This window comes from Anaerolineaceae bacterium oral taxon 439, assembly GCA_001717545.1.
Classification (GTDB): domain Bacteria; phylum Chloroflexota; class Anaerolineae; order Anaerolineales; family Anaerolineaceae; genus Flexilinea.
The window spans coordinates 1,300,917-1,315,683 of the sequence record CP017039.1; the positions used below are offsets into that span (position 1 = coordinate 1,300,917).

The 14,767-nt window shown below is 53.6% G+C and carries 9 protein-coding genes; 3 read left to right on the forward strand and 6 right to left on the reverse strand.

All coding sequences use genetic code 11. The features are described 5' to 3' along the window. Positions 1-2: 2 nt before the first annotated feature. Entirely contained in the window at positions 3-2,087 is a 2,085-nt protein-coding gene (locus BEQ56_05895; GenBank protein ID AOH43049.1) for a hypothetical protein, read from the forward strand. 66 nt (positions 2,088-2,153) lie between these two features. On the opposite strand, the gene BEQ56_05900 is transcribed toward BEQ56_05895, so the two are convergent. Then, on the reverse strand, positions 2,154-4,718 hold the full coding sequence (locus BEQ56_05900; protein ID AOH43050.1) for a DNA mismatch repair protein MutS: 2,565 nt from the start codon (positions 4,716-4,718) through the stop codon (positions 2,154-2,156). Beyond that, entirely contained in the window at positions 4,711-5,190 is a 480-nt protein-coding gene (locus BEQ56_05905) for a hypothetical protein (GenBank protein ID AOH44426.1), read from the reverse strand. Before BEQ56_05905 ends, BEQ56_05900 begins: the two co-directional genes overlap by 8 nt. Before the next feature lie 547 nt (positions 5,191-5,737). Here BEQ56_05905 and BEQ56_05910 point away from each other — a divergent pair. Continuing rightward, positions 5,738-6,670, forward strand: coding sequence for a hypothetical protein (locus BEQ56_05910; protein AOH43051.1), 933 nt, complete (start codon positions 5,738-5,740; stop codon positions 6,668-6,670). 478 nt (positions 6,671-7,148) lie between these two features. On the opposite strand, the gene BEQ56_05915 is transcribed toward BEQ56_05910, so the two are convergent. Continuing rightward, positions 7,149-10,301 (reverse strand): hypothetical protein, encoded by a 3,153-nt coding sequence (locus BEQ56_05915; GenBank protein ID AOH43052.1) that lies wholly within the window; start codon positions 10,299-10,301, stop codon positions 7,149-7,151. A gap of 142 nt (positions 10,302-10,443) precedes the next feature. On the opposite strand from BEQ56_05915, the gene BEQ56_05920 reads away from it, so the two are divergent. Continuing rightward, the gene (locus tag BEQ56_05920; protein ID AOH43053.1) at positions 10,444-10,860 is read left to right on the forward strand and encodes a secondary thiamine-phosphate synthase enzyme; all 417 of its coding nucleotides are present in this window, start codon (positions 10,444-10,446) and stop codon (positions 10,858-10,860) included. 182 nt (positions 10,861-11,042) lie between these two features. Here the strand turns inward: BEQ56_05920 and rbsC are convergent, their stop codons facing one another. The 3 genes from rbsC to BEQ56_05935 all read right to left on the reverse strand — a co-directional run bounded on the left by rbsC (position 11,043) and on the right by BEQ56_05935 (position 14,639). Continuing rightward, positions 11,043-12,020: a ribose ABC transporter permease gene (rbsC, locus tag BEQ56_05925; protein ID AOH44427.1), complete on the reverse strand. Its 978-nt coding sequence runs from the start codon at positions 12,018-12,020 to the stop codon at positions 11,043-11,045. A gap of 42 nt (positions 12,021-12,062) precedes the next feature. Next, the gene (locus BEQ56_05930) at positions 12,063-13,553 is read right to left on the reverse strand and encodes a D-xylose ABC transporter ATP-binding protein (GenBank protein ID AOH43054.1); all 1,491 of its coding nucleotides are present in this window, start codon (positions 13,551-13,553) and stop codon (positions 12,063-12,065) included. A gap of 156 nt (positions 13,554-13,709) precedes the next feature. Further along, positions 13,710-14,639 carry a hypothetical protein gene (locus BEQ56_05935; GenBank protein AOH43055.1) on the reverse strand — a complete coding sequence of 310 codons (930 nt, stop codon included), beginning with the start codon at positions 14,637-14,639 and terminating at the stop codon, positions 13,710-13,712. Between the last annotated feature and the right edge of the window lie 128 nt (positions 14,640-14,767).

Genomic DNA, 14,767 nt, shown 5'->3' on the forward strand with positions numbered 1-14,767 from the left:
GATTGTATTCAAAAAATGGCTGCGGGCGGCCGTTTTTTGAATACAATAAACGTATGAAAAAAGTTTATCGGATCTTTTTCGGCGGCTGGTTCCCGCTGACGCTGCTGGCGATTTTTACGCTGACCTGGGTTTATCAGGTCCGGTCGGTCGGGTTTTATCTGGACGACTGGCTTTATCTCTCAGCCTATCATCAGGGCGGGTTCCCGGCGCTTCAGGCGTACGCTTTCGATGACAGCCGGCCTGGGCTGCTTCCGTACGTGATCGGATTGGGATTTAAGCTTATCGGGTACAACCGGTTGGGGTGGCAGCTCTGGTCGTTATTCTGGCGTTACCTGGGCGGGGTCGGGTTGTGGCTGCTGGTTCGAACGGTCTGGCCGAAGCGCGGCGCGGTGGCGGCGTTTTCGGCGATCCTCTTCGCGATTTTTCCGTTTTTTAAGCATCAGGCGTTCGCGATTGCCTATAACCAGATTTGGATCCAGGGCGCGCTGGTTTCGTTTTCGTTCTGGCTGACCGTTCGCGCGCTGCGTTCGGAACGGAGCGGCGATCGGTGTCTCCTGACGGCGGCCGCGATGCTCCTGAGCGCGGCTCAGCTGCTGATGACGGAGTATTACCTGCCGGTCGAGGCGGCGCGGCTGTTCCTGATTCACTTCGTTTCGGCGGGCGAAAACGGACGCGCGAAAGCCGTTTTGGCGCTTCAGCGGTACGTCCCTTACGGGCTGCTGCTGGCGGCGTATGGGGTCGCGCGGTTCGCCGTGATGCCGCGCTGGGTCGCGGATCGGAATTCGCTGAGCTGGATCAGGGAGTTTTCGGGCCCGCTCGACCTGTCGCTCCACATGCTGCAAATGGGGCTGCAGTATCTGACGGAGTCGGTTTGGGGCGTCTGGTACCGGAGTATCCGTCCGGATCGGATGAACCTGTTGATCCCGTCGCAGCGGATCGCGCTGATTTTCGCGGCGGCGGTTTTCGTTTTCCTGACGGTTTCCTTTACTTGTGGAACGAAGGACGATCCGGAGGACGCGGAGAGCGATTCCGACGCAGGGGCGATCGTCCGCTTCGGCGCGGCGCTGACGCTGCTGGGGTTCCTTCCCGGGATGGCGATCGATAAGAACCCGTCGACGACGTTTATTTATCATGATCGGTTCATGATTCCGGCTTTTCTGGGCTTGTCGCTGCTGATCCCGGCGGCTTTCGCGAAATTCGTGAATAAACGATGGCTGCGGATCATGGCGCTGGCGGGGTTTTGCGCGGTCGCGGTTAATTTTCAAATTGTCAATTCGTTTGATTATCGGACCGCATGGAAGAATCAGCAGGATTTCCAGTGGCAGCTGTACTGGCGGGTTCCCGACGCGAAGCCGGGTACGGCGTTTCTCGGCGACGGGATTATCGCTTCGTTTCTCGGCGGTTGGGCGGACGGAGCGATGGTTTTGGAGATGTACGGGAAGGGGACGGGGCTGGATCCGACGCCGTACTGGTATTTGGTGGTTGGCGAGGGCGACTTTGAGCATGAGTTTCAGAACCAGCTTCCGTTAACAAACAAGGTAAAAATTTATAATTTCAGATCTGAGTTCCGAAATAATATCGTGTTGACCAAGAACGAATGGGACCGCTGTCTCTGGGTCCTGGAGGATTTGGATCGGTTGAATCCGTATATTAGCCCGACTACGAAAAAGCTGATCAATTATCAGAATCCCGACCGGATTATCTATGATTCCGGGCGGCGGCTGACGCCGGCGATTTTCGGCGCGGCCCGCCCGCGGAATTGGTGCTACGCGTATGCGAACGCGGCGCGGGCGGTCGCGGTCGGCGACGACGCAGAGGCGCTGCGCTTATATGACGAAGCGGTCGTGGCGCGCTGGGACCCGTTGAAGCCGGTCGAGTTTACGCCGTTTATCCGCGCGGCGGCGCGAACGGGCGACTGGTCGCTGGCGGCGGAGCTGACCGAGCGGGCCGGCTGGGAGGCGCATATTACGCATGAATATTTTCAGGCGCTATGGGAGGAGCTGACGGCGGCTGGGGAAGCGTCGCCGGAACGGACGGCGGCGTTCGAACGCGTTCGGCCGCTGATCACGGCGCCGGATGGGAACTGACATATCAGTCCTGCCATAGAAAATATTCCATCCGGCTAAAACGAAGGATACGACGGCTTTTGAAATTTATGACGACGGTTTCCCGAAGCGGACTTTCCATTCATACAGCAGGTTGATCGCTTCGATCGGCGAGAGGACGTTGATATCGACGCTGTCGAGCGCGTCGACGATCGGGTTCGTCTCCGGAAACAGCGCCATCTGAACTTCCGGTTCTTCCCGGGCCGTTTTCGGCGCGGACCCTTCGGCTTCGAGCCGGTTCAGGATTTCGTTCGCGCGATTAATGACCGGTTTCGGGAGCCCGGCGATCCGTCCGACATGGATCCCATACGAACGATCCGCCGCGCCGGGGATGATTTTATGCAGGAAGACGACGTCGCCGTTATGCTCGCTGACCGCGACGTTGTAATTTTTCAGGTTGGGGAGCGTCTCGGCGAGCCGGGTCAGCTCGTGATAATGGGTCGCGAAGAGAGTCCGGGAGCGAAGCTGCGGCGCGTTATGAATATACTCGACGACCGCCCAGGCAATCGACAGCCCGTCGTACGTGCTCGTTCCGCGGCCGATTTCGTCTAAGATCAGGAAGCTGCGCGGGGTGGCGTTGTTGAGAATATTGGCGGTCTCGACCATCTCGACCATGAACGTTGAGAGGCCGGCGTGAATTTCGTCCTGCGCGCCGATCCGCGTGAAAATCCGGTCGACGACGCCGATGACGGCGCTGTCGGCGGGGACGAACGAGCCCATTTGCGCCATGAGCAGGATAATCGCGGTCTGGCGCAGATAGGTCGATTTTCCGGACATGTTCGGGCCGGTTACGACGTGAATCTGTTCAGATTCTTTAAAGCAGATATCGTTCGGAATAAAGCGTTCCCCGTTTTTCATCGTCAGCTCGACGACGGGATGCCGGCCGCCCTTGATTTCGATTTCGTGTGAATCGTTAATTTCCGGCTTGACGTAATGATTCAGCGCGGCGGATTCGGCGAGCGAGGTCAGGACGTCCAGCGTCGCCAGCGCCCGGGCGGTTTCGAGGATCGCCATGGATTCCCGCCCGACCTCGGCGCAGAGCTCGGCGAAGAGGCGGCCCTCGATCGCGCGGATCGTTTCCTCGGCGTTCAGGACGAGCGCTTCATATTCTTTCATTTCGGGCGTGATAAACCGTTCGGCGTTGACGAGGGTTTGTTTGCGAATGTATTCCGACGGGGCGTTCCCGGCGAGCGATTTCGAGATTTCGATATAGTAGCCGAAAACTTTGTTGTACCCGACTTTCAGCGTCCGCAGGCCGGTTCGCTCCCGCTCGACCCCTTCCAAATTTGCCATCCAGTCGCGCGCGCCGGTCGATTTCGCGTAAACTTCGTCGAGTTCTTCGGAATAGCCCCGGCGAATTACCCCGCTCGTCATCAGCGTCGCGGGCGAATCCGGCGAGATCGCCCGCTGAAGAAGACCGCGAATTTCGGCGCATTCGTGCAGGCGGCCTAAGATCGGTAAGTCGCCCGGAAGCAGGCTGAAAATCGTCGGAAGCGCTTCGAGCGACGATTGCAGCGCGATCAGGTCGCGCGGGATCGCGACGCCGCCGGTGATGCGGTTGATGAGCCGTTCCATGTCGTTCAGCGGTTTCATCGCCGCGCGCAGCTCGGCCCGGCGCATCCCGTCGGCGACGAAAATTTCAACGGCGTCGAGCCGCTGGCGGATCCGATCGATGTCTGTGAGCGGCTTGCTGACCCATTGTCGGATCGCGCGTTTCCCCATCGGCGTGACCGTGTTATCGAGAACGCCTAAAAGCGACCCTTTCGCGTTATTCGAACGCAGCGTCTCGGTCAGTTCAAGGTTGCGGCGGGTCGAAACGTCGAGCGCCATGAATTCGTCGAGCGAATACGGCGTCAGCTTCGATAAGATTTTGAGCGTGGCCGGTTGGTTCGCGTCCAGGTAGCGGACGAGCGCGCCGGCCGCCTGAACCGCCGGACTGCCGGCGCTGAACCCGAAGCCGTCGAGCGTCGGGACGCAGAGGATTTCGCAGAGAATACTGAAACAGCGCGCCGGGTCGAAAATCGCGTTTGGAACGGGAGTGACGCTGAAAGACGACGGGATCGCGAGCGGGTTTTTCTCCGAATTCAGGATTTCGGCCGGGCGGAGCCTGGATAATTCGGCGGCGAAGACGCCGCGCTGATTTTCGCCGCGGATGACCGACGCGAAGAATTCGCCGGTCGTAATATCGGCGCAGGCGATCCCGATCCCTTTCGCCGTTTCGATTGCGGCGAGCAGGTAGTTATTGGCGTCAGACTTGAGGAGCCCGGGCTCGATCACGGTCCCGGGCGTGACGACGCGGACGACTTCGCGTTCGAAAAGCCCTTTATCCGGCTGTTCGCCGACCTGCTCGACGATCGCGACGTGAAATCCCTTATCGATCAGCCGCGCAAGGTAATTTTCGACGGCATGATACGGGATCCCGGCCATCGGGACCTTCACGGTTCTGGAAACCTTTCGCGCCGTCAGGACGAGATCGAGCTCGCGCGACGTGGTTTCGGCGTCCTGATCGAAGGTTTCGTAAAAGTCGCCGAGCCGGAAGAAAACGATTGTATCAGGGTAGTTCTTTTTAATATCGAGATATTGTTTTCGAATCGGAGTTACATCATCATCCATGCGTTATCTTTCCAAATCGTATCAGGTAAGCGGCGGCGGCGAAGGCGGCCGCGACGTTCAGCGATTCCTTTTCCCCTATCATCGGCAGGTAGAAAATCCGATTGCAGCTGTCGAGGATCGTCGGGTCGACGCCGCTGACTTCGCCGCCGAGAACGAGAGCGATTTTATTTCCCGCTTCCAGCGCGCTGAGTCCGGGAAACGCGGCGAACAGGTTTTCAGCGGCCTCGCCGCCTTCCAGCGCCCAGATTTCGCAGCCTTCCGATTTCAGCCGCGCGATCGCGTCCGCGCTGTCCCAGTCATGCCGCCAGGGGACCGTTTTTTCCGCGCCGAGGGCGGTTTTCGCGATTTTCGGATGCAGCGGCGTCGGGGTCGTCCCGAGGAGAACGAGTTTCTCCGCGCCAACAGCGTCGGCGGTCCGGAAGATCGAGCCGACGTTTAAAGCGCTGCGAAGGTTGTCGAGGACGACGGTCAGCGCCGGGGAGCCGCGGTACGGCGCACGCTCTGGAACCCGAAGATCAGGAACGGCGCCGTCCGGTTCGGTATCAGAGCCGCATCTCGGACAGCGTACCCGTTCCGGTCGCTCCGGACCTGCTTTCAGGCTGAATCGAAAACGGCAGTCAGGTTGGATACAGACGTAGGTTTCGATGGGCATCATGCGTTCGCAGCTCCGTTTCTGCCTAATTATAAAGGGTAACGATTGGAGTTAGCGTTAGTTAACCGGAAATTGTCTGACTTGAACGGACATGGCGCGATGATTCAGTCGGCCAATCCACAAATTCGGACTCATGATGGAAGTATATAATCTATTATATTTACACAAGTGCAATGATGAGAGAAAATATAGCAATAATCAAGACACATTACATCTGTAATGTTTTTTTTTGAAGAATGCTATGCTTTTTACAATTTTGCCTGAAATCTTTGTATACTGATTTTAAGCAGCAGGAGGAATTAACGAACGTGTCTTAGTTTTGAAGAAGAAAAGATTTAACGGGTTTTATCTTGCGAGGAGGTTTAATTTGAAAAATAAAAAATTTCTGGCGCTGAGCATGATTGCGCTTATCTTTGTTTTCAGTTGGTCTGTCGACGTGCTTGCGCAGGAGGATTCAGTAATTCCGGTGCAAATTGAAACCGGTTCATTTTTGACGCTGCGGATTGACAATCAGCTGAAAGCCCGGGAGATTTTTCCTCTCGATTTGGAGGAGCTGGAGCCTCTGAAATACGGCTTCCACATCGGGATGTATGATCAATGCGAATCGGATGTGGATAATTTGCGTCCTGAAGCCCGGGAACTCGGAACGGTCGTTCATTCGAACGAAATTCATTATGATTTGCGTTTTGCGATTGAAAACGCGCGAGCGGAAAAACTGCGATTGGCCGCTGATCATGTTAAAGTTCAACTGGCTTACACGGAGCCGGATGGAACAGATGGCCTCTGGGAAAAAGAACTCCCGTTTCCTGCGATTGATTTCTATTTACGTGGGAGCGGTGTAGAAATTCCTTCTTATTCCGGCGAAAGCTTCGTGACGCGGGATTCGTTGGAAGTCGTTTCCTACGGATTTTATCCGGTGGATGACGAGCGTATGCAGCTGCGTTTCTATTTCTTGGGTGATAAGACGGTTCCCGGAGGCTGTTACGTCAAAGGCGAGATAGCTGAGGAAAAGGAAATTCATTACAGTTTTACCTGCGAAGATCATATTATTGGGCAAGGAGCGCTTCGGTCTAATAATTATCTGGAGATCAATTTCGATCCCGGTGAGTTTCCTGTAGAGGCGCGGATGAAGGAGGTGAAATTTCTGATGGTGGATCCGACGATATCTGGAGAGTTCAGGAAAGCGGATGGTGATTCGGTTGAGCGAATCGTCCGATTCGGGAACGATATTCTGGTAACGTTCTACGCGGAATTCGGCTCCTCAGGTTCGAATCGGTGTCTGAATTATGTGATTGAATGAGGAGGGAGGTCATAAAAAACATTATTATCTGTAATCGTTATATTATTGTGCGGAGGTTTTATCATCTTTGATGATTTGATCGATTTCAGCCCTCCTGACAGAGCGTGGAATTGTTCATACTCTCGTGGGGTTCGATTCTGCGAAGGAAGGATCGGCGGCAGCCAAACGACTTATACGGTAACGTTGGACGTCCCGGCTGGAAACGGATACAAGGCGATCGCGAATATCTATATTGACGGTCAGGTTTCGCTGTCAACCGGCTGGCTATCTGCGGGCCAAAGCAAACAACTTGATCAGGCGATCACGTATGGCCAGCATAATTGGAGCGGCGGCTGGGACGTTCAGCCTGACGCTAAATAGTAAATTGTAACTTTTGCTGCTGAAGCGCCCCAGACTTTTGGCTTATATGTCTGGGGCGTTCTCATGATTCAAATCCGATCACCGATGGGCGTTAGCCCCTGTCCTGACGCTTTATTTTTTACAGGATGGTCAGCGGCGCTTTCCCAAGGTTCAACCGGATCGCCCGCCGGTCCATCGCCAAAAGCGCTTCGAAATCGCCGAGCGCCTGGGCCCGTTCGAACGTCGCGAACGACATTCCTTCGCCGGGGATTTCGGCGTCGCGCGGCGCGTCGGCGACGAGCTGGAGGAAGACGCCGTTATTCGCGCCGCCTTTATGGAGCTGGCCGGTTGAATGCTGGAAGCGGGGGCCGAAGCCGAGCGTCGTCGCGCAGTTCGTCGTTTTCAGGATTTTCTCCCGGAAGGCCTGAAGCTGGGCGAGCGTTTCGTCGCTGCGCGGGATATAGGCGTTAATCGCGACGTAATCTTCTCCGGCTTTCGCGAGCTTCAGCGCTGCGGCGACGAACTCACGGACCGTTTTTGCGGCCTGCATCTCCGGATTCTCGAAATTGAAATAAGCTTCGACGCCTTCCCCGCGCCAGACGGCGCTGAGCTCGTCTAATTTCCCGTTCTTCTTGAAATCGTTGACCTTCGCGACCGTTCGCGTTTTGGAGTCCTGAACGTTCGGCTGGTCGAAGGCGTTAACGCCGAGTATCGCGCAGGCCACGGATACGGCTAATTCCCAACGGTAGAATTCGCGGAAGATATCGTATGGATCGTTCAGCCGGATCGTCAGGACCGGCTGGCCCGCCGCGATCAGCGCCTCGACGAAGCGAGTCTTTTCGCCGGCGAAATCGACGTAGACGAAAGCGCGGTCTTTTCCGTACTTTTCCGCGGGGAGCTCGGGTTCAATATCGATCGGGACGATCCCGCGCCCGTTTTTTCCGGAGGATTCGGCGATCAGCTGTTCCAGCCAGGAGCCGAACGAGGCGAGCGCGCGGTCGGTCAGGATCGTAATTTTATCGCGGCCGGACTGCGCCGCGGTTCCGAGAAAGACGCCGAGCGCGGCGCTCTCGTTCGCGCCGAGCGGCGCGGATGGGGCGCTGATTTTCGCGATCTCGCTGACCTTCCGTTCGATTTCAGCAGGGTCCAGCCCGATCAGCACGGCGGGAAGGATCCCAAACGGCGAAAGAACCGAGAAGCGTCCCCCGATCGACGGATCGGAGATGACGATATTGCGGAACCTGAGCTCGGCCGCAGTGCGTTCAAGGAGCGTTCCGGGGTCGGTGATGGCGATGAAATGCTTTCCCGCGTCGTCGCCGAGTTCGGCTTTGGCTTTCGCGTAGAAATAGTCCATGAGTGCGCGGATTTCAGCGGTGCCGCCGGATTTCGACGAAACGATATAGACGGTTTCGGAGAGCGGATGCGCCTGGTCGGCGTCCAGGACCTGGCCCGGGTCGGTTGAATCGATGATCGTTAATCTGAGCCCGTCCGCGCCGGCGAAGGTCAGCGCTAAAACTTCGGGCGCGAGCGAGGAACCGCCCATGCCGATCAGGAGCGCTTTCGTGATCCCGTCTTTCCGGAGACTTTCGAGAATCTCCCTGTATTCCGGACCGTTTTTTTCGATCGTTTTATGAACGTCGAGCCAACCGAGGCGATTCCGGATTTCAGGGTATGCCTGCGTATCGAAGGTCCAGACGGTCGGATCCTTCGCGAAGATTCGCGTGATGACCGAGTCTTCTTCGATTTTTTTGAAATTCGCTGAAATCGGTTCAGCAAGAACGCCGAGCGCCTTTTCAACGGCGTCGCCGGCTTTTTGAATGTCGTTTTGCATGGCCAAATATGCTTGAATCATGTCATTTCCTTTCGTTTCTTTTAATTTTCGGCTGATTGCCGCAATCAGGCTGGCTTCTTCCTCCAGCGATTTTCCCGGGAAGATTTTCGCGTCTGCGTCCGGAGTCAGCGTATTGAATCGTCCGTTTTCCCGATACGCGGCGATCTGGGCGCTCGTCATGGCGGCGACGCTGTTTTTTACGACGAGCGAATTCTGGTAGCGGATCCCGGTCGATGCGGCCGCGCTCCAGACAATCCGGAACGGCCTGGCGCCATGTTCGCGAAGGTCCGACCAGCGTTCGGACTGCGCGAATTTTTCCGCCGCGGCGGCGAGCCGGCGCGCGAGCGGGAGCGCTGCGCCAGCCGCCGATCCATTCGAAATTTCTCCGTCGATCCGGTCCGCTTCGAAGATGACGCCGCTGATCAGCGTGTCGATCGCTTTCCCTCCGGCGAAGCGATCTTCGAGCGCTTCGAGGACGGTTTGTGCGGCGCTGATGAAGCCGGGTTCGGCGGCAACGGCGGTGAAAGCGACGTTGACCCCTTCATGGAGAAGCTCTTCGGCGATCTTCAGGCCCGATCCGGAAGCCGGAATCGCGATGACCAGGTTTGGACGGTTGGCCGCTTTCCAGAACTGGCGAATGTCTTCGGCGGCCTGAGCTGGCTGATCGAAGCTTTCGACCGCGTATTCGACGAGAACGAGACCGTCCTGTCCGCCGCTTTCGTTGAAGACCGGCTGGAGGAGCGCGGCGGCTTTCCGGACGGCCGCGGCGGCAGTTTCAGCGAAAAGCTGTGCCGGGGTCCGCCTGTGCATTCTCATGGGGAACGCCCGGTTCATCAGCGCTGTCCGGGCGCAGGCGCAGTCGCATACGGCGGAAAGAGTCATGAGGACGCCGCGGACGCGGTTGTCCGCGATCTGGCCGCTGAGCGCGGCGATGTCGTCCTGCCTGTCGCAGCGCAGGTAAAGCGATTGCCCTGCGGATTCGAGATTGATCAGTCGGTCGGCAAGGTACATGTCGCCGGCTTCAATGCGCCTGATTTTATTGAAGCGGCGGATCTGATTAGGCTGGTTATTAAACTCTGCGCCAAGGAAGGCTTTGACGAGTTCCTTGCAGAGTTCGCTTCCGATAATCCGGGCGCCCAGGCAAAGGACGTTCATCCCGTCATGTTCTACGCCCTGATGCGCCGAGTAGGTATCATGGCAGACGCAGGCGTAAATTCCGGGAATTTTCGAGGCGGCGAGCGAAACGCCGACGCCCGACCCACACATGAAAATTCCTGCGTCGGCGTCTCCCCGCAGGATCGTTTCCGCGCCCAGCTGAGCGAAGTCAGGAAAATCGGCGCTGGCCGCCGACCAGGTTCCTACGTCGACGACGTTCCATCCGAGGCTCTCCGCGGTTGTTCTGACCGTGTCTTTCAGTTCGAATCCGGCATGATCACAGGCGATAACGACAGTTTTCTTCATGCAATTCTCCGTTCCGGTCGGAGGCTGATCCGACGGGTTGTCTTTTGATACTGTTAGGTTCATTATACCGGAAGCGGCCGCGTTTGGCGGGGAAGCGCGGCTCGCGATTGAGCTATAATCTGAAAGCGAGAAAGGAGCAGGCATGAAGAGTTATCGAAAGGTATTAAAGTTCTTTTTTCCGACGCGCCGCGGATTAGAAAATATTACCGGGAAGGTTCAGCAGGCGATCGATGAAAGCGGCGTTCGCGAAGGACTGGTCCTGGTTAACGCGATGAATATTACCGCGTCGGTTTTTATCAACGACGACGAATCCGGACTGCATCATGATTATGAGACGTGGCTGGAGAGGCTGGCGCCGGAGAAGCCGTATGATCAGTATCGCCATAACGGGTATGAGGATAACGCAGACGCGCATCTGAAACGGACGGTTATGGGACGCGAGGTTGTTTGCGCGATTACGGAGGGGAAGCTGGATTTCGGGACCTGGGAACAGATTTTTTATTTCGAGTTTGACGGGAAACGGGAAAAACGCGTGCTGATCAAGATTATCGGCGCGTAGTCCAGTGCGCAGGGGATGACTGGATCATCAGCGAGGTCTCTTTTCAGATCTCGCTGATGATTCGGGTTCTGATTTCATGATAAAAAAGGCCATGGGCGTTCAGATTTCTGGTTTTTACCTGAGCGGCATGGCTTGGAGGAATCCTGCTTTATTGTTGGACTCAGCGAGATTGTGTATTGTTCTTAGCCTTTCCCATGGAGCGTCCGGCTTTTTCGGACCATATCGATATAGACTGCGAAAAGAATGATCAGTCCTTTTGCAACGTATTGCCAATACGAATTTACGTGCAGCAGGTTAAGACCGTTAGAAATAATACCGATGATCAATACGCCGATTACCATGCCGCCGACGCTTCCGACGCCTCCGTACATGCTCGTTCCTCCGACGACTGCCGCGGCAATAGCGTCTGTTTCATAGCCCAGCCCGACGGCAGGCTGACCAGAGGTCATCCGGGTCGCTAAGATAATGCCAGCGATTGCTGAGAGCGTTCCACTAATTGTCCAGACAATAATTTTTGTTTTATAGATATTGATTCCACTATAACGCGCGGCGGTTTCGTTCCCTCCAACCGCATAGATATGTCGTCCGGATTTCGTTCTGTTAAGAAGAAATGAAAGGAGCAGTAAAGCGAAGACCATATAGATCACCGGAAAAGGTATACCAAAAAGCGTTCCATTCCCGATCAGCGAAAAATCATCTCTCCCATAAATCGTAACGGGTTGACCGCCTGCGATCAGATAGGCTATTCCTCGGCAGATGCTTTGGGTTGCGAGCGTAACAATGAATGGGTGAATTCCTGAGAACGCGATAATCCAGCCGTTCAAAACCCCTATTGCTACGCCGCTTAGAACGCCGAGGCTGATTGCGAGGGGAATTGATAAACCGTGTCGGGTCATGCCGACAACGCAGATACAACCGGACATCGCTATCATAGCCCCGCCAACTAAATCAATTCCTCCTAACATCAAGCAGAGCATTACGCCCATGGCTAAGAAAGCGTTAGTGGACACATTCCGCATGACATTTAGGAAATTTGCTTTGCTGAAAAAATTTTCAGCGGTTAAGCTCATGAAAATAAAGAGCAGAAGAAAGGCAATCAGGATTCCCAGATTCAATCTTGCAAATGATGCGATGCTGCCTAATCCAGGAACATGCTCCAATGTTTCAAAGAAACTTGATTTTTTCGTTGTTGTTTCTTTCATTTATATGCCTCCTAAGGCGTAGCGTAAAATAACATCTTGATCGAACTGTTCCGAAGAAAGCTCCGCGACAATCGTTCCGTCACGCATGATGAAAAGTCGGTCGCACATATTAATGATTTCATTAAGTTCTGAAGAAACCATAATAATTGCGTTTCCATCGGCGACCAATTTATTCATGATCGCGTATATTTCGGCTTTCGCGCCTACGTCGATTCCGCGGGTCGGTTCGTCCATGATCAGGATTCCTGGATTGGTCAATAACCATTTTGCCAAAACGACTTTTTGCTGGTTTCCCCCGGAGAGATTGATGCATTTCTGCAAAGAAGATGAACATCGAATTGAGAACTTCTCGATCGCTTCTTTCGATAGTTCTTTTTCTTTTTTCAAGTTAACTCGAAGCTTATTGATAAACTTATCGAGAATTGCGATCGTTGTGTTGAATCGGATGCTGTTTTCGAGAATAAGCCCCTGAGTTTTTCGACTTTCGGGAACTAGGGCTAATCGGTTTTTTAACATATTTCCTGGATTGATCTTTTTGACTTCTTTTCCAAAGACAGAAATATTTCCTCGAGTAATCGAATCAAGTCCCATAACAGCATTCATTAATTCAGATCGTCCCGCGCCTACTAAACCATAGAATCCCAATATTTCGCGTTGGTGAAGCTGAAAGGAACAATCATGTACGCCGGAGTCAGTATGGATATTTTGAACGTCCAGGATAACGTCTCCTGGCGTGTTGAACGTTCGAATATAATATTTTTCTAATTCACGCCCAACCATCAATTCTACTAATTCGTCAGGGTTTGTTTCATTTGTTATTCTCGTCCCTATATACGAACCGTCGCGCATGACAGTAACTCGATCAGTCAAATCGAAAATCTCCTGCATTTTATGAGAAATATAAATAATTCCAATTTCTTTTTCTTTCAACTGACGAATGGTTTTGAAGAGGATTTCGACTTCCTTTTCAGATAGGGATGAGGTTGGTTCGTCCATGACGATGATCCGCGCGTTCAGAGAAAAAGCTTTTGCGATTTCGAGAAGCTGTTGCTGCCCCGTGCTGAGGCGCGATACTTTTTCTTTCGGATCGATTTCTAATCCGACGGTTTCAAGAATCGGCTTCGCTTGCTTATTCATTTCGTTTTGGCTGACCATATGGAAGCTGTCTAGCTTCTCCCGCCCTAAAAAGATATTTTCAGCGACGGTTAAATGCTGGACCATTGCTAATTCTTGATGGATAAACGCGATTCCCAGGTTTTGTGCATCTAAGACGGAGTGGACTGCTACTTCGTTCCCGTCAATCTGAATCTTACCCTCGTCGGGATGATAAACGCCACCGAGGATATTCATCAGCGTTGATTTTCCAGCGCCGTTTTCGCCCATTAAGCCGAGAATTTCCCCAGCAAATAATTCTAAAGAAGCGTTCGATAACGCCTGTACGCCTGGAAATTTCTTTTTGATATCAGTCATACGCAATAATGGCTCAGGCATTCTTATAACCTCCGGATAAAGATCGTCGCTGTGAATATAATCACTTGCGATTTTAGATTTGAGAACGGCGGATGATTGTGTCATGATTCATTCCGCCGTTCCCAGCATCAATTATTTAGTTGTAGCTATATGGCAAAAGATTGGGGTTCCAGTGTCTTATTGCCAACCGTCGGTTCCATATTCTTCTACATTCTTCTTTGTGATGAGGAACGTATCGACTACGATATTTTTTTCGACTTCCTTCCCGGAGAGTAATTCATATGTAGCTTTGATCGTTTCTTTTCCGATCGTTTCAGGTGATTGGGCCGCGGTTCCGGTCATTTTTTCATCCAGAATAAGTTTTTTCGCGTCCGGATTGCCGTCGACGCCGTAAATCAGGACGTCTTTCATTTCCGGATGGGCCGCGAGTGCGTTAACAGCTCCCATCGCCGAGGGGTCGTTGACACAGAAGAAAGCCTTGAGATCAGGCGTACTTTGGAGCACATCTTCGGCCAAAGGAAGCGTCACGCCGGTATCGCCTTTACCGTCTAATTCGATTACGACTTCAAAGTAATCTTTGATCGTATCGTAAAAGCCGTTGGCGCGATCGATACATGCGCCTCCCGCGGGTGAATGCATGACTGCGATTTTTGATCCCTCTTCGAGCTTTTTCATCATGTCTTTTGCAACGACGACGCCGGCGTTATAATTGTCCGAAGCGATGATCGTCTCGACTAAATCGGTATTTGCGACCGGCGTGTCAAAGTTGACGACCTTTATTCCGGCGTCTTTGCAAGCGACTAATGCGCTTTCAATTCCGGCTGAGTCTTGTGGCGCGACTAACAGGATGTCGATTTTCTGCGCAATCAGATCGCCGATCATGTCGTTCATGCGGGCTTGATCGTTTTGAGCGTCTACAGAGATATATTCATCGCCTCTTTTTTCGACTTCCTCCTTGATCGGACCTTCCAGTGCGAGCCAGAACGCGTTATTCATTGTCGTTGGCACGTACGCGATTTTGTAATGCTTCTCTTGCGCAGAGGCAATCCCACTTAAAGCTGAAAGAAGCATTACGATGACTAAAATTAACGCTAAAGATTTTTTCATTTTCTAATTCTCCTTGTTTTCAAAAACGTTATTTCTGTGTAGTAAACCTCTCGGAAAACTTTTTTACCTCCTTTCTATAGTATGTTCCGAGGGGCTAATACATTGAAATCCATTTGACGGAACCGAAA

Coding starts and splice junctions, on each gene's coding strand:
- BEQ56_05900 (AOH43050.1), bottom strand. CDS start 4,718: ATGGATGATGATGTAACTCCGATTCGAAAACAATATCTCGATATTAAA.
- BEQ56_05915 (AOH43052.1), bottom strand. CDS start 10,301: ATGAAGAAAACTGTCGTTATCGCCTGTGATCATGCCGGATTCGAACTG.
- BEQ56_05920 (AOH43053.1), top strand. CDS start 10,444: ATGAAGAGTTATCGAAAGGTATTAAAGTTCTTTTTTCCGACGCGCCGC.
- BEQ56_05930 (AOH43054.1), bottom strand. CDS start 13,553: ATGCCTGAGCCATTATTGCGTATGACTGATATCAAAAAGAAATTTCCA.
- BEQ56_05935 (AOH43055.1), bottom strand. CDS start 14,639: ATGAAAAAATCTTTAGCGTTAATTTTAGTCATCGTAATGCTTCTTTCA.